Source organism: Pseudoalteromonas sp. PAST1 (genome assembly GCF_021532515.1).
GTDB classification, from domain to species: Bacteria; Pseudomonadota; Gammaproteobacteria; order Enterobacterales; family Alteromonadaceae; genus Pseudoalteromonas; species Pseudoalteromonas simplex.
In genome coordinates this window covers 56,707-82,714 of record NZ_JAKGBH010000016.1, presented here as the reverse complement: position 1 = coordinate 82,714, position 26,008 = coordinate 56,707, and the positions used below count along the sequence as shown (strand labels likewise).

Genomic DNA, 26,008 nt, shown 5'->3' with positions numbered 1-26,008 from the left:
ACTTTCTCCTTGAAAACTGACTAAAGCATTTGCCTTAGCTTCAAAAATCCCTCGCTTGCAGTCACCTTATACTGCTTTCTTAAGATATTCATACAAGTGATAAATTGTGCATGTTTAATACTATTAGAGCAGTCCCTATTTACAAGTTAAATCTGGGGTAACTTTGATTTAAATATAAAAAAACCGAGCATAAAGCTCGGTTTATAAAACTAAAGGATGATTAAGCTTGCGGATAATCGCGGTATGCACGCTCAATTTTTTTCGCTTGCTTTTTAGACACACCAAGATGTGCTAAAGCAACACGTAAACGAGCACGCGATAAGTCAGAGCCTAAAATTTCCATCGCATCAAGTACTGATGTTGAAGATGTCTTACCTGTGATAGCCACAAAGATTGGCTCTAGGAAGTCTTTAATCTTCAACTCATGGAAAGTCGCCACTTCTTTTGCGATAGCAAAAATCGCTGGTTTTTCCCAACTACGTAAACCTTCTAATTGCCAGATGAAGAACTGTAATGCTTGACGGATTACATCTTCATCAGCTTTACCTGCTGTTAATAGCGCAGGATCATAACTTGGAATACCACCTACAAAGTGGCCCGCAAGGTCAACCATGTCAGAAAGCGTATTAATACGTGTTTTAGCTTCTGGCAATACTTTAGCGAATAGCTCGGTATTAAATTTCCAATCAACAAAACGCTGCATTAGCTCTGCATCAGATAAGTTTTCACGGATCCACATACCGTTTAACCAACTAAGCTTATCGATATCGAAAATTGGGCCGCCAAGCGACACTCGTTTCATATCAAAGTGTTCAATCATCTCTGCTAAGGTGAACTTTTCACGCTCGTCTGGCATTGACCAACCCATACGGCCTAAATAGTTTAATAGTGCCTCTGGAAGGTAACCCATTTCTTTATAGTAGTTGATTGAAGTTGGGTTTTTACGCTTCGATAATTTTGACTTATCTGGGTTACGCAGTAACGGTAAGTGACCTAGTACTGGCGCTTCCCAACCGAAGTCTTCATATAATTTTAATAGCTTAGGCGCTGAATTGATCCACTCTTCACCACGGAAAATGTGGCTAATTTGCATGTGATGATCATCAACAACGTTGGCAAGGAAGTAAGTTGGGAAACCATCTGCTTTAAGTAGCACTTGCATGTCTACATTTTCCCATGGGATCTCAATTTCGCCACGTAGGTAGTCGTTAAACTTAAACGTGCCTTCGCTTGGGATCTTCATACGAATTACGTAAGGCTTACCCGCTTCAAGGTTTGCTTTAATTTCATCTTCAGAAAGATTTAAACCACGACCATCGTATTTAGGGCGTAGACCTTCGGCCATTTGCTCTTCACGCATTTGGTCTAGTTCTTCGCTCGTAGCAAAACAGTAAAAAGCTTTACCCTGTTCAACTAACTGATGCGCGAATTTCTTATATAAATCGCTACGCTCAGATTGGCGGTATGGGCCAAACTCACCGCCTACATCTGGACCGTGATCCCAGTTTAAGCCTAACCATTGTAAGCTATCCATAATAGCTTGCTCTGATTCTGGCGTACTACGAACTTGGTCTGTATCTTCAATACGTAACACAAACTCACCGCCTTGCTGCTTAGCAAAACAGTAGTTAAATAATGCGATATATGCAGTACCTAGGTGCGGGTCGCCAGTCGGTGACGGAGCAACACGGGTGCGAATTGTCATGGTTATATCTCTCAAAAGACAATTAAAAAATTTGCCCAAATGCTAGCACAGCACGGGCCATAATCGAAGTGAAAAGCCGCTTTATGCCGCGACTTTATCTAAATAAGCAATGATATCGTTTGATTCATACAACCAAGTCACTTGGCCGTTTTCTTCAATGCGTAAACAAGGAACTTTTACTTTTCCGCCCTGCTCTAATAGCTCCTGGCGAAATTGCTCGTTATCTTTGGCATCACGGGTTTCAACTGAAAGGCCTTGACGTTTAATGGCACGGCGTACTTTCACGCAAAATGGACAGGCTTTAAATTGATATAGTTTAAATTGTGATGTCACTGAATCAAGCGCGGCTTGCTCTGCTGCTGGGCGCTTTTTACTACGTGGCGTGAATACAAAATCAAAAAACAAAATGATGCGGCCTAACAACCAACGAACAAACTTCATCTTACCTTCTCATAGGGTTCAAAAAAATAGTGGGCAATTTTAACACAGCTAAGCGCGCTGCAACACCTTAAAACAGCTCAATTGAATCATCTTGAGGTTGGCTTTGTTGAATATCTAGTTCGGAATAGGCAGTGACACAATTACGACCGCTGTTTTTAGAATGGTATAAGGCCTGATCGGCTTTTTGCACAAGGCTGGCAACCATTTCAAACTCGTAGATTGGCATAAAACCACTACTCACTGTTAAGTTGCCTACTTGAGGAAATGGGTATTGGGCAACACAGGAGCGAAAACGATTAAGTGCATTTCGTGCATCTAACTCGTCACTTGCTTGAAATAACACAGAAAACTCTTCGCCGCCGTAGCGAAAAACGTAATCTTCAATACGAAAGTTATTTTTTAAAAGCTGTGCCACAAGTAAAATAACCTCATCACCAATTACATGACCATAGTTATCATTAACACGTTTAAAATGATCAATATCGACCATAGCAAGGAACCAATGACACTGCTTAGAGTCATGCTCGACCGCTGTATTGGCAGCTATCTCAATCACTTTTTTATCAAATGTTTGCCTGTTAAGAAGTTCAGTAAGTGGATCCTGCTGTGATTTATGTAATAAAGAGAGCTGATTCGCATAGATATTCAGCATATAAATAGCTAGCATACTGCAGCGCTCGGTTAACTCTTTATCAGATTCAACAACAAGTATACCGACGACATTGCCAGTGTAATAAATTGGCACATATGTCGATATCACCCCACAATCACGGCTAATCCGAATTTTATTGCGACTGACTTTTGCCAATAAGTCTAGGACTTCTTGCTCGCTAAGCTCCTCAATGGCTGTGTTCTTATTTAACAGCCGTGCGGGAAGACCAATATTAAAGGTTTTATTAATATAGATTGCAAAACGTGTAAACTCACCTAATTCAGCAACAGCATTTATCAGTGCACTGTCTAACTCAGGCTCTTCTTCCTGTTGCGTTATAGTGACTACCCAGTCATGCCCGCAAGCATTAGAAGCCATTTAGAAGCCCCCAAAATAAAACATAACTTTAGTTTAGTTAAGTTTGCTAGAATTACTAAAAAACTATAACAAAATCATATCATCTCGGTGAATGACTTCACTGCTTGGTGCAAATACAAGCAACTCAGTTATTTGCGATGAATGACAGCCTTTAATTTGATCAATTTCTTGATGGTTAAAGTTAACAAGGCCTTTAGCAATACATTGCCCTTGGCAGGTCACCACTTCAATCACATCACCACGCTCAAACTGCCCTTTCACAGTCTTTACGCCTTTTGCCAGTAAGCTTGCGCCACGTTCTCTAAGCGCAAGGCTTGCGCCATCATCAATCACTAATTGCCCCGTGCTTTTAGGCCCTGCAAGTAACCATTTTTTGCGGCCATCTTTTGGTGCGGTGAGTTTTAAAAAGCGTGTACCAGGGAGCTTGTCGGCCATGCAATTTAAAATCACATTTTTGCCTGCGCCTTTGGCAATAATTACCTCAACACCGGCGCGACGTGCAATATCGGCTGCTTGCAGTTTGGTTGCCATACCACCGGTACCTAGGGTGGTGCCACTGCCACCAGCGAGCTCTCTAAGCTCATCATTAATATGCTCAACTTCATTGATAAGTGTTGCATTGGCATCAGAGCGAGGATCGCCTGTAAATAAGCCTTCTTGGTCAGTTAACAATAACAGCTTTTCAGCATTCGCTAATATTGCGACTAAAGCAGATAAGTTATCGTTATCACCCACTTTAATTTCGGCGGTGGCTACAGCGTCGTTCTCGTTGATAATTGGCACCACATTGTGAGCGAGTAGTGCATTTAAAGTATCGCGAGCATTTAAGTAACGTTCACGGTCTTCTACATCGGCGCGGGTCAGTAGCATTTGCCCTACATTCACACCATACAAAGCAAACAGACTCTGCCAAATATGAATAAGCTGCCCTTGGCCAATTGCGGCAAGCATTTGTTTTTCAATCAAAGAGCGACCACAGGGGGTAATGAGTTGCTCGCGACCTGCAGCAACCGCGCCGCTTGATACTAAAACAACCTGATAACCCTGTTTTTTTAATTCACAACATTGGCGAACAAGTTCAACCATGTGTGCTTTATCTAATTTGTCGGTACCGCCTGTCAGCACGCTTGTGCCCAGCTTTACAACAACGACGTGTGGCCTTTGCATTTGATTCTTATATTCTGCATATTGAGGTAGTTTGGGTATATTTATACCAGCTAACAGTTTTTGAACAAGTTAAAAAAATTCATGCTAGGATCGCGCTCTCGTTTTTTTACTCAATAGCGACACCTATGCCAGCCAGTTTATGCTTAATTATTGCGACCTTTTTATGGGGTAGCTCTTACATTGCTTTAAAGCATGCAATCAATGTTTATGATCCTGTGTTAGTGATTTTTTTAAGAATGCTAACCACGTTATTGATTAGCTTATGTTTATGGCGCTATATAATTCGCTTTGAGTTCAAACCAGGTGACTGGAAGTACTTAATTGGTATGTCACTGGCTGAGCCTTGCTTTTATTATTTATTTGAAGGGCATGCCCTTGAATACACTTCAGCATCGCAAGCTGGGGTAATAGTCTCTTGTTTACCAATTATCGTCGCTATTTTGGCGTTCTTAATATTAAAAGAGTACATAAGTAAAGCCATTGTCGTTGGTTTTACCTTATGTATTGGCGGCAGTATTTTATTAACGCTTTTATCACCAAGCACTGAGCAAGCCCCTAACCCACTGCTTGGTAACTTTTTAGAATTGATGGCAATGGTATGCGCGGCGTTTTATACCGTGAGCGTAAAACACTTAGTCGCACGTTACTCACCGCTAACCTTAATAGCAATACAAGGATTTAGTGGTAGCTTATTCTTTGCACCTTTTTTATTATTTATCGAACTACCCAGCGAAAACCAGCACGATTTAAGTGCCCTACTGAGCATTTTATATTTAGGCTCATGTGTCACTTTAGGCGGCTATGGCATGTACAATTACGCCATCAGTAAGGTGTCGGTATTAACCGCTGCCGCTTACTCAAACCTCATTCCAATTTTTGCGTTGATTTTGTCTGCCATTTTACTTGGCGAAGTTCTGACACTTTGGCAATGGGTGAGTATTGCGGTGGTATTTGCCGGTGTTATTGTTAGCCAACGTCATCAAGAACTGAAAGTTGACGTAGACGATAATTTATCAGCCGACACCAATAGCCTAAACTCAGTCCCAGAAGCTAACGAGTCAAAAGGGTAACAGGTTAATAAATAAAGGCCTGATTGTGCTAAAAATCCTTGTTCGCTTTGATGAATAACATCAATGCTGCGAACTTGATAGTGTTCAATTTGGCCATTTTGCAATTGCATACTGAATTGCTCACCCACTTTGACATGTCTTAGAAATGCAAAGTGGGTGTCATTGTGACCCGCAATCAACACCCCATTTGTGCTGCCAAGTTCACCGCTTGGCAAAAAATGCCCGGGGGCAAACGCGAGGTTTCGCCCCGATGCACCAGCAAGTACAGTCAATTCTTGCTGCTGGCTTGGCCATTCTATGTGTGCAGTGACATAACCATCGGCGTAAAACCAAGGCCTCACTTGCTGATTAGGACTTTGCAAAGCTTGCTGCCAAGCAGATTCAATCAGAGCCTGAGCCAGCCAAGCTTTCGCCTGCATATAGCCACCATTCACAAACAATGCGATGCCAAGTAAGGCGCTGCAAACTGGCAGCGCTTTTTTTAGCGTCGCCATTGCCATAACCACGAGAATGAAAGCAGCAACAATCCTAGTAACATAAACACCCGGCTTTGTCCGTCGGTTTGCGGTAGCGTCATGCCGTTAGGAAGTTTGTTGCGTACTTGCATTGAACGCTCTGCAATCTCATTATCCGCATAGTTATCAACTGCAATAAAGGCTGTAAAAGGGCTAAGTAAATGATGCTGAAGTGCTAATGTCTCGACTTCTGCGCGTACCGCATCCTTTTCATTATAAAGCAGTAGTGACTTAATTTTTTGTCTTGCCCAGAGTCTAGCGATACCTTCGCCGTTTGCAGCATTGGCCGTTGCTAAATTAATCGTCATTGGCCCTGTGTTTGTTTGCCCCTTTAATGTTAAGTGCTGACTGCCATCAAGCTTTATGGCAACCAAAACCGGCTCTGAAAAATACAAATCAGGTAATGGCGATGGCCAATACTCAAGGACTGCTTTATCACCTTCAAGTGCAAGCTCTTTAACCGCGGGATGCGCCAGCTTATCAAATAGTAGCTGCATTTTTGGCTGTACTTGGCTGGTGCTACTTATAAAAGTGAATGTACCGCGGCCAATATCAGCAGCTCTGGTCATAAAAAAGCTATTAGGTGCGCTACCAATACCGACGGTAAAGAGTCGGCTGTCACCTAAATCTGCTTGAATTTGTTTAAATAGCTGCGTTTCGTTACCCACACTGCCATCGGTTAAAAACACCACTTGGCGTACAAAGCCATCATGCTGTTTACCATCAAGTACCTGAGTCAGTGCTTTTGCTATTTCGGTGCCGCCATCGGCTTGTAAGCCATAAATAAAGCGCTCTGCACGGCGAATGTTAAAGTCATTGGCAATCATTGGCGTGTCACTTAATACCGACACTTCGTTATCAAAGCCTATGATGTTAAAACTGTCATTTTCATCCAATAACGAAAGGGCATAAAACAAGGCTTGTTTAGCCTGCTCCATTGATTGGCCATGCATTGAGCCAGAGGTATCAACAACAAACACCATTTCACGAGGCAGACGAGCTTGCGAAGTAAAGTGATCGCTAGGCGGTACTAACATCAGTAAACCATATTCTTGCCCTGCTACTGTTTCGGTAAAAAATGCAGCCTGAGAGTGGGCTTTATCAAGGGGTTTAAATGTCAGCTCAAAGTCTCTATCCATCGGAACATCACGATTAAGTGATAACTGGTACCGACCAAAACTTGGATTATCGATTTGCATGCCCGCTAAATTAGCGTTGATATCACTGAGTTCAAGGCCAATATCCATCGAAATAGCAAGGTTTAGGCTCGCATCAGACTCTTGGCTTTGTGCACGATGAAAAACAGGCTTTAGCCACGCTGATGCCACTTGCGCTGTGTTAGCTGTTGCGTCGTTCTGTTGTTCTGTGTCTTTTGTTTCTAGATTCACTTTTTGCTGCAGTTCTGCCGTTAAAGGTTCGTAGCGCGGCGTAATAGTGGTTGGAAAACGCAGTGAAAACACACCATCTCGAAAACCGATTATCTCTTGGTATTGCAAGGTAATTTCAATCTCTTCCCCTGCTCCAAGGTTTGCTACATCAGTAGAGAAAATGTTCGCGCGTTGCTGACGTACTAAAGCGGCGCGTTTACCCTGTTTTTGGGCTTGCTCAAATTGCTGTTCTGCCTGCTGTTTAAGGGCAATGTTACCGGTGATAATGCGCTCACCAATTTGCATTTGCATGGCATGAACTGCGCTTTCATCAGGTAACGGAAACACATAACGGGCATTAACGGCAAACGGGTGCGGGTTTTGATAACGCTGTTTAACAACAACATGATTAATAAGCCCAGTGAGCGTCATAGTGACATCGTTTTTCACTAATAAGCCCGACGACACTTGGCTATTTGAGTCATCATAAAAACGCAGCTCGGCACTGGCATTGGCTGCAAATGCAGGGTTAACAGCATAACCTAATAAGAGGATAAAAAGGCTCCCAAAAAGGAGCCTTTTGGTACGGTTACTCAACATAATATGTCACTCCATCGACCGATGAATTAGTGGTTACTTTGTGCTGTGCGTAAGCTGCTTTGTGAAACAGGGCGTGTCGTTAAGGTTACGCGGCGGTCAAACACGTTGTCTTCGTAGTTATTTGAATCGGCAACACTTTGCTGCTCACCAAAGGCGGTAGCGGTTAAGCGCGTATGAGGCACACCTTGTTTAATTAAGTAGCTTTGCACTGCATTTACGCGCTGTTTTGAGAGCATTAAATTAGCCAACTCATCACCACGCTGATCTGCAAAGCCATTTAAGTCGATAGCCAGATTTGGCTGAGCAATAAGTAACTGTGCGACTTTATTGAGCTGGTTAGCAAAGTGTGGGGCAATTTCGCTAGAGCCAGTTTTAAACTGTACCGTCATGGCCAATAAGGTGTTTAATTGAGCTTGTAGTAACTGCTCTTTTTCGTCAGCTAATAATTCAAGCTGCTCACTTAAGGCTGCGTTATCGGCAATTACTTGTTGGTAATCAGCGGTTTGCTCTTTCATTACAACTAATGCGTGTGCTTGTTCATCAATGGTGTTGTCTGCCGCTTCTTTTTCGCCAATTAAGCCACCTGCAAACGCGCCAATAAATGCCCCCACTGGGCCGCCGACTAGGCCGCCAACAACGGCACCAGCACCTAAGCCAATGGCAGTTTCTTTTGGTGTTTCTTGTTTAGCTTGACTCGCGGCGTCTGCAAAAGGGGCTACAGATACAGCAGACGTAATAACAGCGGCAATAATTAATTTTTTCATGGTTTAATCCTTTTTCTACTTAATTGCTTGGCAACATTGGTTGGTGTTGCGAACTTGGTATGGAGCTATTAAAACAAGTCGAAATGGCAATAAAGGGGATCAAAAAAGGCAAACTGCTGAGCAATTGTGGCAGAAAAATGGCAATCGCGTTTTTGCCAGTACGCAAGGCAAAAAATTAGGTATAGTTCGCTATAGAAAGAATTTAAGTAAGTATTAACAATGAAGAAAATAGCAATCGTTGAAGATGAAACAGCAATCCGCGAAAACTACACAGAAATGCTCAGCGCTCAGGGCTATCAGGTTGTAGGCTTTGCTGACAGAGCCAGTGCTGAACTGGCATTTAGTCAATCTTTACCAGATTTAGCCATTGTTGATATTGGCCTTGGCCATGAAGTAGATGGTGGTTTTTTACTTTGCCAAACATTACGCAGTCTATCTAAAACCTTACCGATTATATTTTTAACCGCCCGCGATAGCGAAATTGATACCGTATGTGGCCTGCGCATGGGTGCTGACGATTACTTAACCAAAGACATCAGTATGGCGCATCTTGCTGCTCGTATTGGTGCCTTGTTTAGACGCCTTGATGCCTTCGATCAACCCGCCGATCAAACCGCTCTTTTACATCGCGGCCCGTTAAAGTTAGATACTCAGCGCATGCAGGTTTTTTGGCAAGAGCAACTGGTTGATTTAACTGTGACAGAATTTTGGATGGTACATTCACTTGCACAGCGTCCAGGCCATGTAAAAAGCCGCAACGAATTAATGAGTGATGCGAAAATTTATGTTGATGACAGCACCATTACCTCTCATGTAAAACGCATTCGTAAAAAGTTTATTGCTTTAGATGATGCATTTGACTGCATTGATACCGTTTACGGTATGGGTTATCGCTGGGAGCAAGCTTAATGCTGCGTTTGGGGCTTAGAACAAAGTTTATTTTCTTATCCTGCTTTTTATTTTTATTGCCTTGGCTTGGCTATGAATATGTGTGGGAAATGGAAAAGTTCTTAAGACAAGGGCAAGAAAAAACCTTAGTAGGCACCACCCGCGCACTCGCAACCGCATTACATGAGCGCCCCGCTTTGTTTGACTCGCAAACCAACTTTTTAGATCAAGTTGTAAAAGGCCGAGATTTATATGCCTATAACCTAAATAACCCGATTCAACTTGATGGTAAATTGTCGGAATGGCAACCGTATCAAAGCTTATTTTGGCATTATGACAAACGCTACCTACAGGGGCTAAGCAATGAGCACCAAGAAAGTGATCTAAGTTTTGATCACATGGTAGGCAAGTACGAAAACTACCTTTATGCGGCATTTAAAGTCACTGACAGCTCATTAGTTTATCGTGCTAAAAATGTGCTTAGCTTTACCCGTAACGATCACTTACAGATCATGTTAAAAACACCTGAAGGTGAATTTAAACGTTATGTGGTGGCCGCCCGCCAAGATGGTTGGGTTAATGCCTTTGATGCTGCAACACAAGAGCCGGTCACTAAAATCCAAGGCTATTTTAAAAGCACCGACACGGGTTACAACATAGAGCTGCGTTTTCCGCTTTCGATGCTAGGTAATAAGCTTGGTTTTGCGATTGAAGATTGGGATGAAGACAAAGTTGAGCCTCAGTTAATGTCGACCTCAAACCTGCAAAACCCCAATGATATCGGCTCTGTTTTAGTACCTTCGCCGGAAATTAACCGTATTTTGAAAGGCATGGGCCACAGTGGCAGCCGAATTTGGGTCGTCGATAACCATCATCGTGTACTTGCACAATCAGGCTCAATTCATCATGCCGATGGCGTTTGGGCAGACGGCCTAAAAGAGGAGCCTGCAACAACATGGTGGCAACGCTTTGAGCAAGATTACTTACACCCACTTTACTATAAAATTTTAACTCGCCCAGAAAATGAGTTTATTGATACCTTACATGATGTCGCAGCGATGCAAGGTACTCACATAGCAAGTGCTTTAAATGGTAAACCCGCATCATCATGGCGCTTAACTCCAGATAACAAAGCCGTTATTTTATCGGCGGCTTACCCTATTTGGATCCAAGATAAAGTCATTGGTGCAGTAATCGCAGAAGAAACCACCAATGGCGTGCGCACCCTACGTAATAAATCGTTAGAGAAGCTCTTTAATGTCATTTTAGCAGTGATGCTTGTAGGCACTGTGACGCTATTCTTTTTTGCTTCAAGAATTTCCAGCCGTATTCGCCGCTTACGTGACAACGCCGAGCAAGCCATTGATGCCCAAGGGCGCATCACCGGCAAAATTACTTATGCCGATTCGAATGACGAAATTGGCGACCTTTCTCGCAGCTTTGCCAACATTGTTAGCCGTTTAAGTGGTTATACTGATTACTTAGAAAATATGTCATCACGACTCTCCCATGAACTTCGTACGCCCGTGGCTGTTGTGCGCTCATCGCTTGAAAATTTACAAATGCAGCCGCAATCTGAACTGAGTCAAAAATACCTCGACCGTGCCAGTGAAGGGGTTGAGCGGTTAGGTAAAATTATTACCACCATGAGTGAAGCAACGCGCCTTGAACAAAGTATTCAAAGTGCCGAGGCAGAAGAGTTTGACCTGACCAAGGTGATCACCGGCTGCATGCAGGGCTATCAAATAACCTATGGTGAAAGCCTATTTACATTGTCGCTTTGTAAAGAGCCGTTAAATGTTAGTGGCGCACCAGAATTTATTGCCCAATTACTCGATAAGCTCATCAACAACGCACTTGAGTTTAAAACCCCGCAAAGCACAATTTCAGTCAGCTTAATCAAGCAAGAGCAGCATGCATTATTAAAAATCAGCAACCAAGGGCCTTTGCTCCCTGACGGTTTAGTTGAACACATTTTCGACTCAATGGTCTCGGTGAGAAGTCAGCAGCACCAGCAGCAGCCCCACTTAGGTTTAGGTCTTTATATTGTAAGGCTTATTTGCGATTACCATCACGGTAAAGTATTGGCAGAAAATTTAGATGATGGCACAGGTGTTGTGTTTACTGTGAAGTTGCCTATTAAATAAGCATATTTGCGTTACATATGATTACAGTTTAATGACTGGCTATTCACCGATAATTCAGATTACAGGACGTAATATTTGTAATACAAAAGGCAAACTATTCTTTGGAGGGCATCATGCGTTCTGGATTACAACGTGAAGAGATTGAGTTCATTATGGGGCTATTTAGCTATAATGAAGCAACCGATAAACCAGTGGCTCCAAAAAAGCAGCCTGTAAAAGCTGACACTAAAAAAGTTGATACAGCGCAATATAAAGCAAACTACAAAGCAAGCTATATCAATTAGCTTAATTAAGTAAGCAACTTTGAGGCAAGAAAACCGCGTTGATAGCAAGGCAAAAATTTTGCTATTTAGTTGTTCTAAATGAAAAATTTTTAACGCTGCTAGCATCAGGTTTAATCCCTCAAATTGATTAAGTATTATTGCTGATTGATATCGTTTGACCTAACTAAGGGTAGCTCATTACAATGGCGCACCTTTGGAATATAACGCCTTGTAATGAAAAAACACTCACCTAAAAAAGAACTGATTTTACTGCCCGTTTTATTCGTGGCTATTTTACTTTGTGTTGCAGGTCACTTCCTACTCCAGCCCAACTACCAAGACAGCCATACCGTTGAGTATTTACTCGCTGCACTGCCATTTGCCTTGTTTGGATTGGTGATTATCGCCTTTAAAGTTGCCAGTAAAAACGATAACCAAGAATAGATCACAACACGTGATAGCCAAACCAATCGGGTTTCATTGCTTGAGCTTGCCCGCTTGGCGTTAATTTGATTGATAAGTTGCTATCTAACAAGTCAATCGCAAAACAATCGTCTACATCGTGTAAGTCATCTTTATGAAGATGAGTCATTCCCGCCAATAAAGACTCTTTAGCGCGTTGCTTTGCTTCTTCACTGCTACGGGCAACATACAATGCAAAATCATGTTGCTCTGCAAGACTATCAGCTCGGTAAGCACCTAAATTTACAAAGTATAGTTTTTCGGCTTGGTGATGCGCACTATCAACCACTTCGACCTGATAACCATCAATGTGCTGAATTTGCATGTAGCTATCCATGTGTACGTTGCTTTTATCACCCACCCATTGTGCTTTTAGTTTTGAGTAGGTTTGCTCAATGCTATCGCCTACGACAAATCGAACGTCGTGCATTTCAATGTGGCAACCTTGAATACGACCGCCCAGATAGACTAAAAAAAGCGCCATGTTTTTCCTTATATTAAGCTTTCAACATTAATGTTGTGCTTTTTGATTAATTTATAAAAATCTGAGCGATTACGTTTCGCAAGCTTTGCGGCTTCGGCAACATTACCCGCTGACATTTTCAGCGTATTAATTAAATAATCTCGCTCAAATTCTTTTTTTGCATCATTTAACGAAAGTGGCTCAGCAATACTAACATTACTATTTAATGCACTCTCAACTAACTGAGCAGCTATCACTTTACCAGGTGTAAGGGCTACTACCTGCTCTATCACATTTTGTAATTGACGGATATTACCCGGCCAATCATAGCGCACCAAAGCATGCATCGCATCATTGGCAAACTGCTTTTGCTCTTGCCCCATACGTTTAGCAATTAGACCTGCAAAATGCTGTGCTAGCAAACTAATATCTTCTCGGCGTTCACAAAGCGGAGGCAGTTTTAAGTTCACCACATTTAATCGGTAATATAAATCTTCACGGAACTGCTGATTATTGATTGCCTCTGGGAGGTTCTTATGAGTCGCCGACACCACCCGCACATCAATTGGGATCTCTTCTTGAAAGCCCACAGGGCGAATGGTTTTCTCTTGTAAAACCCTCAGTAGTTTTACCTGTAAATTTAGCGGCATATCACCAATTTCGTCTAGAAAAAGGGTCCCACCTTGAGCTTGTTGAAACAAACCTTGATGGTCTTTGACTGCGCCTGTAAACGCGCCTTTTTTATGCCCAAACAATTCAGACTCTAAAAGCTCCCCCGGCACAGCGCCACAGTTAATTGCCACAAATGGCCCATCACTAACATGGCTATGTTGATGTATCGCTTGTGCAAGCAGCTCTTTACCTGTGCCGCTAGCACCGGAGATCAACACATTCACTTGCGTTGGACCAAGCAATTTAACTTGCTCAAGTAAATGCAACATCGCGCCGCTACGGGTGACAATATTTGTTTGTGTCGGTGTTTCATCACCGTGTACACCATGGATCTCAATAGCTTTAGCAAGGCTGTCGAACAGCTCATCTTTATCAACTGGTTTGGTAATAAATGCAAAAATACCTTGCTTCGTCGCTTCCACTGCATCAGGTATCGAACCATGTGCTGTCATCATAATCACCGGCATTGAAGGGTAACGACTTTGTAACTGGCGATGTAGAGCCATGCCGTCCATTTCATCCATTCTTAAGTCAGTGATCACCGCATCATAGGTTTGGTTTTTTAACGTTTGTAATGCCTCAATGCCACTTTCGACTGTGCTTACCAAATAGCCTTTAGACTCAATTCTAATCGCTAGTAACTTTAATAAACTCGCATCGTCATCTACTAATAAAACCCGTGGTTTTGTTACTTCATTCATGGTTACTGCTCCTTGGTCTCTTCACGTAGCAGAAGTTGTTGTTCGATAGTCGCAAGCGACGATAAGGTTTTTTCCATTTCATCACTCAGTGCTTGCTTAGCTTGTTTTGCCGCTAAATTCTGTCGTAAATATTGCTTTTGTAACCATAGATACTGCTTAATATCATCTGGCCAATAAAAAGCATGGTCACTTTTTTCAAGCTGACTAAGAGCTTTTTCTGGCTCTGAAGCACCGAGTAAACAAATCGATTCAAACAGACGCTTTAGCTCATTTTCACCAACATAATTTGCTTTATCAGAGCTTGCTTTAAAGCCACCGCACTTGGCAGCATGCCAAGCAATGACTGTACTTGCAGGCGGGTATAACGGCTCACTTTTCGGCCGAGGCTTGGGGTTAGGTTGCCCTTGAGGTTTCACTTCTGCTGTCGGCTCTACTTGCTCTGCCTCAACATGCTTTTGCGTGATCGTGCACCCTGTTATAAAAAGTGTGCCTATAACAAGCATAAAACTGGCTTTATTCGCTAAGCCCATATCAGTTAACTCCTTGGGTTAATTGAATTGGTAAAATGGCTGTAAATACACATCCTTGTGGGTCATTATCAGTAATAGAGAGCTTACCGTTTAATTGTTCAACGGTTTCTTTAACTATGGTTAAACCAAGCCCGCTGCCCATTTCAGTATGTTGTTTTGCATTCTTACCTTGGTAAAAAGCCCCAAACACAGCGGCTTTTTCTGTATCCTCTATCCCTACCCCTAAGTCGCTGACACTCAAAATTAACTGTCCCTGCTTTAAGCTTGCTTTTATTGTCACTGACTCATGTTCTGGCGAAAACTTTAGCGCATTTGAAGTCAGCTGAATGAGCACCATTTCAAGTAGCTCAATTGAGATAAACAAAGCTTTATTTGGTAATTCATTCACCCACACAATGGATAAGTCACGCGCTGATAATCGGTGCTCAAAATGACGCTCAATTTTGTTCATCATCAAATTAAAGTTAAGCTCGCTTAGGCTTTGCTTACTGGTGCGAATGGCGTTGTAACTCAATAAGCTTTCAATCATGGCTCTGAGTCGCACCATACTTTGCGTTATTAGCTCAAGAACGGCTTGTTGCTCGCTATTGATAGGACCAACAATCTCATCTGCGAGTAAGTCTGTGCCTTCAACCATCGAAGCTAGGGGCGTTTTTAATTCATGTGTCACATGGCGTAAAAACGTATCTTTTTGCTGCTCAAGCATATGTAACTGCGCTTGAACCCACTCTAATTTATTACCTAATTCAACTAACTCTGACGAGCCGCGAACTTGAATTTTTTGCTGCCAGTGACCTTGTCCAAGTTTATCAATCACATGTGTGAGTTCTCTGAGCCGCCCGCTGATCCGCCAAAGAAAGCCGCCCCCGACCAATAACGTGAGTGGAATTAACGCAACTAACCAATTAATAAATGAAGCTTGAAGCGCTTTTAATTGCTGCTGATTTTTTGTGATGCGCAATTCATTTTGCTCTTTGAGCCAATTTGTTTGCTCACTGATAAGCTTACTAGCGGGTGCAAACAGCTCACCATCTTGCTTTTGTTCTATTAATAAATGCTGATGCGCAAATTGTAATACCTCAGCCAATTGCCGCCACTGCGAGACATAATCAGCGGTTGGGCTTAAGAAAATGAGCTCATCGACACTTTGCAATGACGATTGCCACTTGTTGGCAATCAAGCTATCGAGGGATTCACTTTTAAGCACCCAGTTTTGTCGAGTTGCTCGTTCAAGGCTATTTAAGTCTTGTTTGAGGTTGTTAAATGCTTTAGTAATCTCGTAATTGTCACCGACGATTTCTTGAGTCACTGCAAGCTGCTTATTGAGCGCATTTAAAAATAAAATCACCACCAAAGATAACGGTAGTAAAGACAGCAAAATGCTACAGACGAACTGGCCAATAAGACTAGGTCGCCAATTGAGTAACTGTTTTATTTTTATCGCTACTGTATTTTGCATATTCACTCTCAACATAATTGCAGATGCTGATTATTAGCGAACAAACTTAGACACTCGCTGAATCCGACCTTAAAAAGTACTGATTTCCCCCCAAAAACCGATACAAAGTTGCTATTTGGCAACAAACTAACTCATTGAAATAAAATAGATAAACTTTTAACACCTGAAAATCGTTGCAAAAAAGACACAACACCCTGTAACTATTTCGCATTCAAATCCACACAAAAACCATAACCACCTGATAACTAATAACTTTTAATATTGGCACTGATTTTGATTAGTACTAAGCAAATTAGTTATTTAGGACACAAAATGAAAGTAACGGCCCAGGTAGCCATCCTGCTTATAAGTCTCATCTCGGTAAGTAGTTATGCACTAGATTTGCAAACAACGTTTAACGAGCTAGATAAAGACAGCAATGGTTTTTTGAGTGAGGCAGAAGCATCTGAAGATGCCTTGTTGCACGGCAACTTTACGCAAATTGATAGTAATCAAAATGGCCAAATTTCATTTTCTGAGTTTCAGTCGTTTATTCAATAGGAGATTGTAATGAAACAACTTTTAGCTGCATTCTCGCTGATGTTTTTAGTTATCAGCGCCACCGTTTTAGCATCACAAATGGATGTTCGATTTGCTAAATTTGATACAAACGCCGATGGCGAGATTTCATTAACTGAAGCAACCAAACACGATAACTTACTTAAGCAATTTGCCGATCTGGATGAAAACGGCGATCAGGTTTTGTCTGAACAAGAGTTTGAAAAATTCAAACCTTAACGGCTTAAAGTGCTTGCCATAATCCCAGAGGGAATGTGTAAACGGATTTAAATTTTGGGAGTTAAATTATGGCAAGCACTTTTATTTAGGAGGCAATTATGAGAATTTTCTGGCTTGCTCCATGCACCTTAATTACTATAAGCTTCAATAGCTTAGCATTGGACGTAAAACAACGCTTTGATCACCTAGATAAAGATAAAAATGGCTTTTTATCTGAGCAGGAACTGTCATCGCAACCGCACTTGCAAAAACGCATAGCGCAATGGGATACAGATAAAGATCAACAAATCTCGCTCCTTGAGTTTAAACACTATTTAACAAACAAGAGTTAAAGTAATGTCAAAATTAACCTTTGCCAGCCTAGTTTTAAGTTGTGCATTTAGCACAATGAGTTTTGCTGCAGATAGTATTGGTGAAAAATTTAAACAACTTGATCGTAATGACGATGGTTACCTGACTCGCTCAGAGTCTGCGAGAGACCCAGCTCTGTGGTCGCGATTTAAAAATTACGACAGTGATAAAGATAATAAATTATCCCTCAGTGAGTTTAAGATTTATGCGAGCAAATAAAGAGTTATAGTTAATTATTAATCTCTGCTGAGTTGCAGTTTACTGCAACTCTGATACTGTTTTCATAAATCAATAAAAACTATTAGAAGATTATGAAACTCATCATCAGCTTACTCGCAACAGCTTCACTTAGCTGCTTTGCCAACACCACTGTTATTTATAATGTAAATGGCTATACGCCTACCTATAAAGGCGAAACCCAACACTTTTCTGCACTGGTTTTTAAAGACGGTAAAATCGTAAAAACAGGCAATGACTCAATTAAAAATAGCTTCCCTGATGCCACCGCAATTGATGGCAAGCAAGCCACATTGTTACCAGGCTTAGTCGATGCTCATGGCCATGTGATTGGTTTAGGAAATAACCTTTCACAACTTGATGTAAGGAATACGCGCTCGGCAGATGAGGTTGGCAAAATGCTGGCTGAGTTTGCCAAAGATAAACAAAGTTGGATCATTGGTCGCGGTTGGAACCAAGAGCAATGGCCTGGCGGTGAGTTTCCAACTGCAGCTGATTTAGACAAATACGTAAAAGACAAACCTGTGGTGCTTTCTCGCGTTGATGGTCATGCTGTGTGGGTTAACTCAAAAGCCATGGAACTTGCAGGTATTGCCAAACAAACTCCCTCTCCTGCTGGCGGTGAAATTTTAAAGCTAGATTCTGGCTTACCTTCAGGGGTATTCATTGATAAAGCCGAAACGCTTATTACTCAGCATGTACCAAAAGTAAGCCATGCCAGCATAAATACAGCCTTAGATAATGCAGGTAAACATCTACTAGGTTTAGGCATCACATCAACCCATGATGCCGGTATCGATTACGACACGTGGCAAGTATACAAGCAGCGCTCTGAGCAAAGTACTCTTCCTGTCAGAATCGTAGCCATGCTAAGTGCTGCCGATCCTCAATTAGAAACCATGCTCAAAGCGGGTAAATATAAAGACATGAATGACATGCTGTCGATTCGCAGTGTCAAAGTGTATGCGGATGGCGCTTTGGGAAGCCGAGGCGCAGCCCTCATTGAAGAGTACGCTGATCGTAAAAATCATCATGGCTTAATGCTTGAAACTCAAGAAAAGCTTGAGCAGCTATTTAACCTAAGCTTTTCCCACGGCTTTAGTGCAAACACTCATGCAATTGGTGATAAAGCCAATCACGTAGTACTCGATGCCTATGAAAATGTGTTCAAAAAAACCGGTGGTATTTTACTTCGTAACCGAATTGAACATGCACAAATTGTGACTCCTGAAGATATTCCTCGTTTTAAAACATTAAAAATTATTCCATCAATGCAGCCTGTTCATGCAACCTCTGATATGCATATGGCAGAGCAGCGCCTGACTGAAAAACAGCTTGAAGGGGCGTATGCTTGGAAGACCTTTTTAGCACAAGGCTCAGTGATTGCAGCGGGTTCTGACTTTCCAGTGGAGCTTGCTAACCCATTTGATGGTTTATATTCGGCCATCACCCGAATGGATCATAATCAATTACCAGAAGGCGGCTGGCGGCCACAAGAGCTGCTATCGCGTGATGAAGCTTTGCGTGCATTTACTTTAGGTGGTGCTTATGCTGCACATCAAGAGTTTAAGGTAGGCAGTTTAGAGCAAGGTAAATGGGCTGACTTTATTTTGATTGATAAAGACTATTACAAAGCGCCAATCTCAGAGATCCACGATATAAATGTGACGCAAACTTGGATTGCGGGCGAGCTGAAATATAAAAAAGAGGAATAATATTACTCGGCGTCAGCTTTTTGCTGACGCTTTAATTTAACGATGTGGTAAATATTCACAAACGCCAGTAAGCCATTAGTGAAGGCAACGGGCACGGCTCCTATTGCTAATCCGTAGAAGGTAAATGCAATACACCCTGCTAAGTTAAGCCAACGTAGTTTTACTACATCGCTCATTGTCAAAGAAGCAACCAACAGTGCTGACGCTAAATAGCCTAAATATTCCCAACTCAATTGTTCTCTCCTAGGCTTTAGGTTAGCATTGGAGCTTGTCATTTTTTTTGACGCACTCTGTGCTATTTTGACAATAAAATAAAAAAGCTAACTTACTAAAAACCTTGTAAAGCTTAAGAATAACCTTGGCTTTAAAATCATTACACGGGAAATGAAGGTATCAGTAACGTGAAACACCTTACTAGCAAGTTAGCGTAAATTCTTAGAATCTTAATGCTAACGTCATTAAGATGTAATAAATAGGACAATTGTCCGAAGAGCGGCGTTAATGTTTCAATATCATTTTTCAAGCTATCTTGTTGACCAATTACTGACATTTGCTGGCAGCAGTTTTCAACAAGCTAAAAAAGAAGTGCTGATCCACCAAGATCAACCCTTGTCAAAACTCGTATTAGTGAGAAGCGGCACAGTGTCGTTCAGCTATGACGTGGGTAATGGCCGACGCCTTCTTTTAGGCCAGCTTGATTGTAACAACACACTGATAGGTGAAATTGAAGCTCTGAATAACTATCCGTGTATTTATACAGTTACGTGCTTTAGCGATGTAAGCTATAACCTAATAGAGCTCAAGCATTGGCGCGCCCTTCTGTTAGAAAAGCCAGAGTTAAGCTTGTACACAGCGCAAACAATTGCCGCTAAATTCCAAGAAAACCAAAAAATAAACTTAGATAAGCTGCTATTACCTCTTAGCTACAATATAGCTAAAGATTGCTTATTAAGAGCTGAAAACAGCAACCCAACGTTACTGCGTGCCTACCCTACCGTCAATGCTGAAGCAGAGCGCTTTGCTACCACCGAAAGAGCATATAGACGCGTCGTTACAGAGTTAGTTGAAAAAGGCTTAGTGCAGCGAAGTAATCAAGGTTTACAAGTAGTAGATATCGACAAGCTTAGTGATTACGTCGATAGTTTTGCGCAGTTATAAGTGTAGGACACACTCATAACTGCAAGGGTATTCAAACTTACTTTTCTACAAGTAAATCATGAATATTAGCTAAATCTGACTTACCTTCGATAATTTCGTCTGGCGTTAGGCCTGAAAGCTCATGAGGGAACACTAACCACTCTTCAGACTCATGAATGAAGTAGTCTGGCACCATGTCTACCTTTGAGTTCTTTGGCTTGTAGTATGGGCAAGCAACGCGAATATCACGTGGTAGATTTAAGCGCATTAATTCAGAAAGCTTTTCTTTTAATGCAAAAATACTGCGGCCAGAATCGAACACGTCATCAACGATTAGTAATGAGTTATCTGCATTGGCATTTTCGATGATGTAATGCAAACCGTGAACTTTAATTTCTTTAGATTGCTGGTTAATACCGTAATACGAAGAAGTACGCACTGCGATATGGTCAGTTTCGATGCCTTTATAATCGTAATATTCTTGAACTGCGATACCAATTGGAGCACCACCACGCCAAATACCAATGATGAAATCAGGACGGAAACCATCTTCATAAACTTGTGCCGCAACACGAAATGAATCTTCAAGAAGCTGCTGCGCAGTGATATAGCACTTATCTGACATAAATAGAGACCCCAGTGTGAAATGATCATTCTAGTGTAGCTAATTTAATAAAAACTAACCACAGGATGAGAAAATGTGGGGCGGGATTTTATACTAATTTACTCAAAAAAGCTTGTATCAGTTTGTAAAATTCCCCTTTAGATCAAAAAAGCCCCTTAACTTAGATAAAGTTAAGGGGCTTTTAATTAGCTACAGAAAAAGTAAATTGCTTATGCTTTTTCTAGTAAAGTTCTTGCAACGGTACGCATACCTTGTGTTGTTGCGCCTGCAGCCCACTCGCTTGTGCTACCCATGTTAAATGCAGCAGCAAGGTCAATGTGCACCCAACCTTTGCCTTCATTTGGTACAAAGCGTGATAAGAAACCAGCCGCATTAGAAGCACCACCGTAACCACCACCTTTTTGAGGACGGCTATTTGCGGTATCTGCATATGGCGACGGGCAATTTTGTTGATGCCATTTTTCAAGTGGTAATGGCCATGCAGCTTCCATTTCTTGCTCTGCAAAGTCTTGTACGTCACGTACAAGCTCTTTATCAAGACCGAACAATGCATTGTACTCTTGACCAACAGCAACAAGCGCAGCGCCTGTTAGTGTTGCCGCATCAATGATTAATGGCGCGCCAGACTCACCTGCAGCCATTAAGCCATCAGCTAGGACTAAACGGCCTTCAGCATCGGTATTAACGATTTCAACTGTAGTGCCATTTTTATACGTTAAGATATCACCAAGTTTGTAGGCATGACCTGAAATTAAGTTTTCAGCACAACATAAGAACAATTTAATACGTTTGTTGATACCACGGCTAATAGCAAGTGCTAAGCCTGCAGTTACTGTAGCAGCACCGCCCATGTCGCACTTCATGCCTAACATGCCTTCACTTGCTTTGATTGAGTAACCACCTGAGTCAAAGGTAATGCCTTTACCAACTAAAGCGGCCGCAACAGGTGCGTTTTCGTCGCCCGTTGGGTTGTAATCTAATGCCAATAATACCGGTGGACGCTCACTACCACGGCCTACCGCGTGAATACCAATCCATTGTTGTTCTAATAAAGCATCGCCTTTAATGATTTGGTAGCTTACGTGCTCAGGCGCTAATGACTGAATAAACTCAGCAGCTTTACCAGCTAGGCTCTCTGGGAAAATATCATCCGCAGTGCCATTGATCATTTGACGAGCCCACGTCGCAGCTTGCTTTAACGAAGTCAGCTCTTTGCTGTCTGTTTTTGCATTTTCAACAAACTCAATTGCGTCTAAATTCTTTGGTGATACAAAACCTTGATAAAAAGCCCACTGTGTTTCTGTGCACCAAACATCGCCTACTAAGGCAATATTTTTTAAGCCTTGATTAGCTAACGTACGTGCTGCTTTTTGTACGTTTTTAAGTGTATCTTGCTCAGTTAAATGAACAGTTGCGCCTTGTTCAGTAAAAGAAAGAGCGGCTTTTTCGCCCCAATGTGCGGCAGCGCCCTGCTCGCTAAGTTGAACTAGAAATTTTTCTGACATGTTAGAATACTCTTTGCGCTAAAAATGTTGATTGAGTTTACTACAGCCAACGTCAGTTCCCAACAGCTTGCGATAAATAGCGTTATGAAGTGTGGTTTAATCCGCGTAATGAATCACTTACAATAAAGAAAAACCAATCAGGTAAAGTCATGAAGTTTACTCCTGCATTACAATCAGCCACCTTAATTAAGCGCTACAAGCGCTTTTTAGCCGACTTAAAAACTGCCGATGGTGCAGAGTTTACAGCTCACTGTGCTAATACAGGCAAAATGACGGGCTGCGCAGAGCCTGGGTTTAAGGCTTTTTATTCAACCAGTGATAATGATAAACGTAAGTACCCTCAATCCTTGCAATTAACTCAGAACCAATTCGACCACTTAATTTGTGTTAATACCGCTATTGCAAACCAGGTTGTGCTAGAAGCTTTAAATACAGGCGCGATTGCTGAACTTGTTGACTATCAAACCATTGCTGCAGAAGTAAAATACGGCCAAGAAAATAGCCGTATCGACTTTTTACTAACAGATGAACATAAACCCCATTGCTATGTAGAAGTAAAATCTGTGACATTACTTTCACAAACAGAACCACACTCCGGACAAGGGTATTTTCCGGATGCAAAAACTGAACGTGGCCAAAAACATGTCAGGGAATTAGTAGAAATGGTACAGCAAGGGCATCGTGCCGTTCTACTTTTTGCAGTTTTACACGACGGTATCAATCAAGTAAGTGCAGCAGAACATATCGATCCGAAATATGCCCAGCTTTTGACTGAAGCTATAAAAAAAGGGGTTGAAGTGATAGCTTATAAAGCAGAAATTTCAGCCAGCCAGATCAGACTGGCTGAAAAAGTACCTTTTATTGCTTAGTCATTGACAGGTCGACTTCATCAATCAGGTTAAGCTCAATATCTTCATCTTTAAAAAGTAAAGGTCTAAGCTTAGCCGACTGAGAATAATAGCGACTTTGATCATCAAAATGTTCTGAATGTGAGTCTGAACTTTGTGACATGGTTAACAAACCTTTTGCCTCAGGGCCATTTTCTGTAAAGTTCATTACAAACATCCAACTAGAGCCATAGTTAACAGGGTATCCCTGCGGCGTTAAGTTTGATGCAAGAGGTTTACCCGTCACAGCATCATTTAGAACAGCATAATCCGTGTAGGGGATTAGTGTTGAACGCGTTAAGTTACTGCGATCATACCTGAACACGTTAAACCCACCTTCCACATGCATAGGACCAGCCCAAGGTAGCTTTTCACCTGAGCCACTGCCACCGGCAAGTGATTTTTCGACAAACTGTAATTCATCTAAGCGACTATCCAGTGCAACATTATTTGCTTGTAAATTATAAACAGCATGTGCCAATGCAGTTAAAGCAACTTTATCTTTGCGTAATGTATTTGGCGTATTAGCAGGGTTAGTCACATCAAAATTGTCATAAAGATGCTCTTTTGCGTTAAATAAGTGCGCAAACTCGCGAAATAAAGCAGCACCTTGCGTATCTAAGTTCATTTTACCATCGGCATTAGCTAATAAATCACATGCTTGGCTGATATCAACTTGCGTACCGTTACTTAATTCAATTGGTAAGTCCCCTTGTGCAAAACATTGTAATGCCAGCTCTTCAAACACTAAACTCTCAAGGTAAAAGTGATTACCAACTAATGCCTGCTCTAACTCATCCAAGGTAAATTTAGCATCTTCGCCTCCTCCTTGCTGAAGAAGCTTCAATCCCATTCTTGTTCTTAGTGATAGGGGTTTATGCACATCACCATATTGAGCCGCAAAGCCGATGAGTGGCTCGTTAAGATTAGTAACCCAATAGCTGTCATTAGAATTTTGTACATAATCTGTGCGTGTTAATTGCGGCGCTTCGTTAAATGGTACTTTGCCTTGGCTTTCAAATAGCTTCATATTGCCAGGAACAATGTCAAAGCCGACGGACTCTCTCAAAGCAACAAGCTCTGGTTGTAATCGAATGGCTAAGTTCGCTTGATCGTCAAGCTTTAAAACCGTGCTATCGTCAACATAAAAGACATTACCTTCTTTGTCTGCTGCCATGGTGTTATTGAAAGACACACCATCAAACTCAGCAAAGGCTGCTTTCATATCTTCAAGGCTTACAGCTTGGTTTAAAGCCGACCACTGAGCAACGACATCCATATTAAATTCGTTAGCATCTTTTATCGTAAATGCTTGAGTATCACTCCAACCTAAGCCATTTTCTACAGGTGTTTCGAGCATTAATCCATGATGGCTATAATAAAAGGGCTTGCTCAACTCAATTGTGCTGCCAGCACCAGTAGCCACTTCAACAGTAACGACTTTTTCAGTAATTGAGTACTGCTCATCTTCAACACTATAACTCATTCTATCATTTTCATTTAAAGCCAATTGATAAATTAAAAAGTGACGCGCAGTCGAAAAAGTATGCGTCCAAGCTACATGCTCGTTAAAGCCAATATTAATAACGCCCGGCATTCCCTGAAGACTCCCCCCCATTACATCCATAGCACCAGGTATGGTCAAATGAGACTGCCAAAACCGCAAATTTCCCTCATAAGGAAAGTGTGGATTAGCGAGTAATCCTCCTTTGCCATTGGCCATCATGTCTTTACCTAGGCCCCAACCGTTTGAACCCAAATGTTTATATTTTTTTTCAAGTTTAAATTGCGCAGCTTGCTGAGCAATGTTGTTAGTGATACTAGAAACAGCTGAAGGAGCACCGCTCATTGGTACAGGTAAATATTCATTGCTATCCCCAGGGTTGGCAAAAAAAGCTAACTCTAAAAAATTAGCTGAACTGGCTAACTGCACGGTAGCCATTGAATAGGCAAGCATATCTTGTGCTGTTAGTTGAGTAACCCAAGGTTGCGATGCACACTCTGGAGCAAGGTTTTCAACACCGGTGTCTGTTACGTATTTATTAAACCCCTGTACAAACCCCTCGTAGTGGGCGCGACTGTCTTCATTCAGTTCATCATAATGTTGCAGTGCGTACTCATTCACTCCTAATGCTTTATAACCAAAGTCTGATATTAAGTGCTGTGAATCTCCACTTCCAGCAACCTTATCTGGGCCATAGTATTTTGAGCGTTCGCCTCGCACTTTAATAATTTGGTCCATTAATAAGCAAGCATGATCTTTTGCATATGCAAACCCTGCTCCAAACGCCAAACTCTCTAAATTTGCTGCTGTGATATGGGGTACACCATAGGTTGTCCATCGCACATTCGCTTGTAACGTATTGCCTTCGGAAAATGCAGGAATATCTACTTTTACAACTGGATCTGGGTCAGGGGTAACAACGGGAGCTGTGGTGTCATTGTTATCTTTATCTGAATTACAGCCGACGAGCAAAGCCGCAGCAATACCGATTAGCAGGGGATTGAGTTTCATTGTGGATCCTTATTA

Annotated in this window: 27 protein-coding genes; 12 read left to right on the top strand and 15 right to left on the bottom strand. The window is 41.8% G+C overall.

Going from position 1 to position 26,008, the window contains the following annotated elements:
- Positions 1-220: 220 nt before the first annotated feature.
- The 4 genes from gltX to proB form a co-directional block, all read right to left on the bottom strand.
- On the bottom strand, positions 221-1,705 hold the full coding sequence (gene gltX, locus L1272_RS10025) for a glutamate--tRNA ligase (protein WP_054551203.1): 1,485 nt from the start codon (positions 1,703-1,705) through the stop codon (positions 221-223).
- Positions 1,706-1,786: 81 nt separating this feature from the next.
- Positions 1,787-2,146, bottom strand: coding sequence for a glutathione S-transferase N-terminal domain-containing protein (locus L1272_RS10020; protein ID WP_054551202.1), 360 nt, complete (start codon positions 2,144-2,146; stop codon positions 1,787-1,789).
- 67 nt (positions 2,147-2,213) lie between these two features.
- Complete coding sequence (locus tag L1272_RS10015; protein ID WP_054551201.1) at positions 2,214-3,176, bottom strand: GGDEF domain-containing protein; 963 nt, start codon at positions 3,174-3,176, stop codon at positions 2,214-2,216.
- 63 nt (positions 3,177-3,239) lie between these two features.
- Positions 3,240-4,343 (bottom strand): glutamate 5-kinase, encoded by a 1,104-nt coding sequence (proB, locus tag L1272_RS10010; RefSeq protein WP_054551200.1) that lies wholly within the window; start codon positions 4,341-4,343, stop codon positions 3,240-3,242.
- A gap of 125 nt (positions 4,344-4,468) precedes the next feature.
- On the opposite strand from proB, the gene L1272_RS10005 reads away from it, so the two are divergent.
- Positions 4,469-5,413, top strand: coding sequence for a DMT family transporter (locus L1272_RS10005; RefSeq protein ID WP_138616362.1), 945 nt, complete (start codon positions 4,469-4,471; stop codon positions 5,411-5,413).
- On the opposite strand, the gene L1272_RS10000 is transcribed toward L1272_RS10005, so the two are convergent.
- Genes L1272_RS10000 through pdsO form a run of 3 tightly spaced genes read right to left on the bottom strand, consistent with a single transcriptional unit; the run spans position 5,323 to position 8,659 of the window.
- Positions 5,323-5,907 carry a class GN sortase gene (locus L1272_RS10000; RefSeq protein ID WP_199530140.1) on the bottom strand — a complete coding sequence of 195 codons (585 nt, stop codon included), beginning with the start codon at positions 5,905-5,907 and terminating at the stop codon, positions 5,323-5,325. The two genes, L1272_RS10005 and L1272_RS10000, sit on opposite strands and share 91 nt — an antisense overlap.
- Positions 5,895-7,895 carry a marine proteobacterial sortase target protein gene (locus tag L1272_RS09995; RefSeq protein ID WP_199530141.1) on the bottom strand — a complete coding sequence of 667 codons (2,001 nt, stop codon included), beginning with the start codon at positions 7,893-7,895 and terminating at the stop codon, positions 5,895-5,897. Before L1272_RS09995 ends, L1272_RS10000 begins: the two co-directional genes overlap by 13 nt.
- Before the next feature lie 26 nt (positions 7,896-7,921).
- Positions 7,922-8,659 (bottom strand): sortase-associated OmpA-like protein PdsO, encoded by a 738-nt coding sequence (pdsO, locus tag L1272_RS09990; protein WP_054551198.1) that lies wholly within the window; start codon positions 8,657-8,659, stop codon positions 7,922-7,924.
- Positions 8,660-8,878: 219 nt separating this feature from the next.
- On the opposite strand from pdsO, the gene pdsR reads away from it, so the two are divergent.
- The 4 genes from pdsR (at position 8,879) to L1272_RS09970 (ending at position 12,401) form a co-directional block, all read left to right on the top strand.
- A complete protein-coding gene (gene pdsR, locus L1272_RS09985) occupies positions 8,879-9,568 on the top strand; it encodes a proteobacterial dedicated sortase system response regulator (protein ID WP_063527939.1) in 690 nt (229 codons plus the stop codon).
- Positions 9,568-11,694, top strand: a complete 2,127-nt coding sequence (gene pdsS, locus L1272_RS09980; RefSeq protein WP_199530142.1) for a proteobacterial dedicated sortase system histidine kinase — start codon at positions 9,568-9,570, stop codon at positions 11,692-11,694. The genes pdsR and pdsS overlap by 1 nt, the downstream gene beginning before the upstream one ends.
- A gap of 113 nt (positions 11,695-11,807) precedes the next feature.
- On the top strand, positions 11,808-11,978 hold the full coding sequence (locus L1272_RS09975; protein WP_199530143.1) for a hypothetical protein: 171 nt from the start codon (positions 11,808-11,810) through the stop codon (positions 11,976-11,978).
- Positions 11,979-12,191: 213 nt separating this feature from the next.
- Positions 12,192-12,401 (top strand): hypothetical protein, encoded by a 210-nt coding sequence (locus L1272_RS09970; RefSeq protein WP_054551195.1) that lies wholly within the window; start codon positions 12,192-12,194, stop codon positions 12,399-12,401.
- A 1-nt stretch (position 12,402) separates the two neighbouring features.
- Here the strand turns inward: L1272_RS09970 and L1272_RS09965 are convergent, their stop codons facing one another.
- The 4 genes from L1272_RS09965 to L1272_RS09950 are packed head-to-tail and all read right to left on the bottom strand — an operon-like array spanning position 12,403 to position 16,244.
- Positions 12,403-12,903: a DUF1543 domain-containing protein gene (locus L1272_RS09965; protein ID WP_054551194.1), complete on the bottom strand. Its 501-nt coding sequence runs from the start codon at positions 12,901-12,903 to the stop codon at positions 12,403-12,405.
- A gap of 8 nt (positions 12,904-12,911) precedes the next feature.
- A complete protein-coding gene (locus tag L1272_RS09960; protein ID WP_063527941.1) occupies positions 12,912-14,255 on the bottom strand; it encodes a sigma 54-interacting transcriptional regulator in 1,344 nt (447 codons plus the stop codon).
- A gap of 2 nt (positions 14,256-14,257) precedes the next feature.
- Positions 14,258-14,785 carry a hypothetical protein gene (locus L1272_RS09955; protein ID WP_235373287.1) on the bottom strand — a complete coding sequence of 176 codons (528 nt, stop codon included), beginning with the start codon at positions 14,783-14,785 and terminating at the stop codon, positions 14,258-14,260.
- 1 nt (position 14,786) lies between these two features.
- Positions 14,787-16,244 carry a HAMP domain-containing sensor histidine kinase gene (locus tag L1272_RS09950; RefSeq protein WP_235373285.1) on the bottom strand — a complete coding sequence of 486 codons (1,458 nt, stop codon included), beginning with the start codon at positions 16,242-16,244 and terminating at the stop codon, positions 14,787-14,789.
- Positions 16,245-16,556: 312 nt separating this feature from the next.
- Here L1272_RS09950 and L1272_RS09945 point away from each other — a divergent pair, with 312 nt between their 5' ends.
- The 5 genes from L1272_RS09945 (at position 16,557) to L1272_RS09925 (ending at position 19,324) form a co-directional block, all read left to right on the top strand.
- Complete coding sequence (locus L1272_RS09945) at positions 16,557-16,784, top strand: EF-hand domain-containing protein (protein WP_199530146.1); 228 nt, start codon at positions 16,557-16,559, stop codon at positions 16,782-16,784.
- 9 nt (positions 16,785-16,793) lie between these two features.
- The gene (locus L1272_RS09940; RefSeq protein WP_054551189.1) at positions 16,794-17,021 is read left to right on the top strand and encodes a hypothetical protein; all 228 of its coding nucleotides are present in this window, start codon (positions 16,794-16,796) and stop codon (positions 17,019-17,021) included.
- 98 nt (positions 17,022-17,119) lie between these two features.
- Positions 17,120-17,353, top strand: a complete 234-nt coding sequence (locus tag L1272_RS09935) for an EF-hand domain-containing protein (RefSeq protein ID WP_054551188.1) — start codon at positions 17,120-17,122, stop codon at positions 17,351-17,353.
- A 4-nt stretch (positions 17,354-17,357) separates the two neighbouring features.
- On the top strand, positions 17,358-17,591 hold the full coding sequence (locus L1272_RS09930) for an EF-hand domain-containing protein (protein ID WP_054551187.1): 234 nt from the start codon (positions 17,358-17,360) through the stop codon (positions 17,589-17,591).
- A 92-nt stretch (positions 17,592-17,683) separates the two neighbouring features.
- Positions 17,684-19,324: an amidohydrolase gene (locus L1272_RS09925; RefSeq protein ID WP_235373283.1), complete on the top strand. Its 1,641-nt coding sequence runs from the start codon at positions 17,684-17,686 to the stop codon at positions 19,322-19,324.
- Between the two features lie 2 nt (positions 19,325-19,326).
- On the opposite strand, the gene L1272_RS09920 is transcribed toward L1272_RS09925, so the two are convergent.
- Positions 19,327-19,557 carry a YgjV family protein gene (locus tag L1272_RS09920; RefSeq protein WP_054551185.1) on the bottom strand — a complete coding sequence of 77 codons (231 nt, stop codon included), beginning with the start codon at positions 19,555-19,557 and terminating at the stop codon, positions 19,327-19,329.
- A 268-nt stretch (positions 19,558-19,825) separates the two neighbouring features.
- Between L1272_RS09920 and L1272_RS09915 the strand changes: the two genes are divergently transcribed.
- Positions 19,826-20,482 (top strand): Crp/Fnr family transcriptional regulator, encoded by a 657-nt coding sequence (locus L1272_RS09915; RefSeq protein ID WP_054551184.1) that lies wholly within the window; start codon positions 19,826-19,828, stop codon positions 20,480-20,482.
- Positions 20,483-20,519: 37 nt separating this feature from the next.
- Here the strand turns inward: L1272_RS09915 and L1272_RS09910 are convergent, their stop codons facing one another.
- Both L1272_RS09910 and pepB read right to left on the bottom strand, forming a co-directional pair.
- Entirely contained in the window at positions 20,520-21,086 is a 567-nt protein-coding gene (locus L1272_RS09910; RefSeq protein ID WP_054551183.1) for a phosphoribosyltransferase, read from the bottom strand.
- 209 nt (positions 21,087-21,295) lie between these two features.
- Positions 21,296-22,591 (bottom strand): aminopeptidase PepB, encoded by a 1,296-nt coding sequence (gene pepB, locus L1272_RS09905; protein WP_054551182.1) that lies wholly within the window; start codon positions 22,589-22,591, stop codon positions 21,296-21,298.
- A 149-nt stretch (positions 22,592-22,740) separates the two neighbouring features.
- Between pepB and sfsA the strand changes: the two genes are divergently transcribed.
- Positions 22,741-23,460: a DNA/RNA nuclease SfsA gene (gene sfsA / locus L1272_RS09900; protein ID WP_138599599.1), complete on the top strand. Its 720-nt coding sequence runs from the start codon at positions 22,741-22,743 to the stop codon at positions 23,458-23,460.
- Here the strand turns inward: sfsA and L1272_RS09895 are convergent.
- Positions 23,450-25,993 (bottom strand): penicillin acylase family protein, encoded by a 2,544-nt coding sequence (locus tag L1272_RS09895; RefSeq protein ID WP_138616382.1) that lies wholly within the window; start codon positions 25,991-25,993, stop codon positions 23,450-23,452. The two genes, sfsA and L1272_RS09895, sit on opposite strands and share 11 nt — an antisense overlap.
- Positions 25,994-26,008 lie beyond the last annotated feature (15 nt).

Excerpts from the sequence above, each read along its gene's own strand:
- gltX (WP_054551203.1), bottom strand. The coding sequence starts at position 1,705 with ATGACAATTCGCACCCGTGTTGCTCCGTCACCGACTGGCGACCCGCAC.
- L1272_RS10020 (WP_054551202.1), bottom strand. The coding sequence starts at position 2,146 with ATGAAGTTTGTTCGTTGGTTGTTAGGCCGCATCATTTTGTTTTTTGAT.
- L1272_RS10015 (WP_054551201.1), bottom strand. The coding sequence starts at position 3,176 with ATGGCTTCTAATGCTTGCGGGCATGACTGGGTAGTCACTATAACGCAA.
- proB (WP_054551200.1), bottom strand. The coding sequence starts at position 4,343 with ATGCAAAGGCCACACGTCGTTGTTGTAAAGCTGGGCACAAGCGTGCTG.
- L1272_RS10005 (WP_138616362.1), top strand. The coding sequence starts at position 4,469 with ATGCCAGCCAGTTTATGCTTAATTATTGCGACCTTTTTATGGGGTAGC.
- L1272_RS10000 (WP_199530140.1), bottom strand. The coding sequence starts at position 5,907 with ATGGCGACGCTAAAAAAAGCGCTGCCAGTTTGCAGCGCCTTACTTGGC.
- L1272_RS09995 (WP_199530141.1), bottom strand. The coding sequence starts at position 7,895 with ATGTTGAGTAACCGTACCAAAAGGCTCCTTTTTGGGAGCCTTTTTATC.
- pdsO (WP_054551198.1), bottom strand. The coding sequence starts at position 8,659 with ATGAAAAAATTAATTATTGCCGCTGTTATTACGTCTGCTGTATCTGTA.
- pdsR (WP_063527939.1), top strand. The coding sequence starts at position 8,879 with ATGAAGAAAATAGCAATCGTTGAAGATGAAACAGCAATCCGCGAAAAC.
- pdsS (WP_199530142.1), top strand. The coding sequence starts at position 9,568 with ATGCTGCGTTTGGGGCTTAGAACAAAGTTTATTTTCTTATCCTGCTTT.
- L1272_RS09975 (WP_199530143.1), top strand. The coding sequence starts at position 11,808 with ATGCGTTCTGGATTACAACGTGAAGAGATTGAGTTCATTATGGGGCTA.
- L1272_RS09970 (WP_054551195.1), top strand. The coding sequence starts at position 12,192 with ATGAAAAAACACTCACCTAAAAAAGAACTGATTTTACTGCCCGTTTTA.
- L1272_RS09965 (WP_054551194.1), bottom strand. The coding sequence starts at position 12,903 with ATGGCGCTTTTTTTAGTCTATCTGGGCGGTCGTATTCAAGGTTGCCAC.
- L1272_RS09960 (WP_063527941.1), bottom strand. The coding sequence starts at position 14,255 with ATGAATGAAGTAACAAAACCACGGGTTTTATTAGTAGATGACGATGCG.
- L1272_RS09955 (WP_235373287.1), bottom strand. The coding sequence starts at position 14,785 with ATGGGCTTAGCGAATAAAGCCAGTTTTATGCTTGTTATAGGCACACTT.
- L1272_RS09950 (WP_235373285.1), bottom strand. The coding sequence starts at position 16,244 with ATGCAAAATACAGTAGCGATAAAAATAAAACAGTTACTCAATTGGCGA.
- L1272_RS09945 (WP_199530146.1), top strand. The coding sequence starts at position 16,557 with ATGAAAGTAACGGCCCAGGTAGCCATCCTGCTTATAAGTCTCATCTCG.
- L1272_RS09940 (WP_054551189.1), top strand. The coding sequence starts at position 16,794 with ATGAAACAACTTTTAGCTGCATTCTCGCTGATGTTTTTAGTTATCAGC.
- L1272_RS09935 (WP_054551188.1), top strand. The coding sequence starts at position 17,120 with ATGAGAATTTTCTGGCTTGCTCCATGCACCTTAATTACTATAAGCTTC.
- L1272_RS09930 (WP_054551187.1), top strand. The coding sequence starts at position 17,358 with ATGTCAAAATTAACCTTTGCCAGCCTAGTTTTAAGTTGTGCATTTAGC.
- L1272_RS09925 (WP_235373283.1), top strand. The coding sequence starts at position 17,684 with ATGAAACTCATCATCAGCTTACTCGCAACAGCTTCACTTAGCTGCTTT.
- L1272_RS09915 (WP_054551184.1), top strand. The coding sequence starts at position 19,826 with ATGTTTCAATATCATTTTTCAAGCTATCTTGTTGACCAATTACTGACA.
- L1272_RS09910 (WP_054551183.1), bottom strand. The coding sequence starts at position 21,086 with ATGTCAGATAAGTGCTATATCACTGCGCAGCAGCTTCTTGAAGATTCA.
- pepB (WP_054551182.1), bottom strand. The coding sequence starts at position 22,591 with ATGTCAGAAAAATTTCTAGTTCAACTTAGCGAGCAGGGCGCTGCCGCA.
- sfsA (WP_138599599.1), top strand. The coding sequence starts at position 22,741 with ATGAAGTTTACTCCTGCATTACAATCAGCCACCTTAATTAAGCGCTAC.
- L1272_RS09895 (WP_138616382.1), bottom strand. The coding sequence starts at position 25,993 with ATGAAACTCAATCCCCTGCTAATCGGTATTGCTGCGGCTTTGCTCGTC.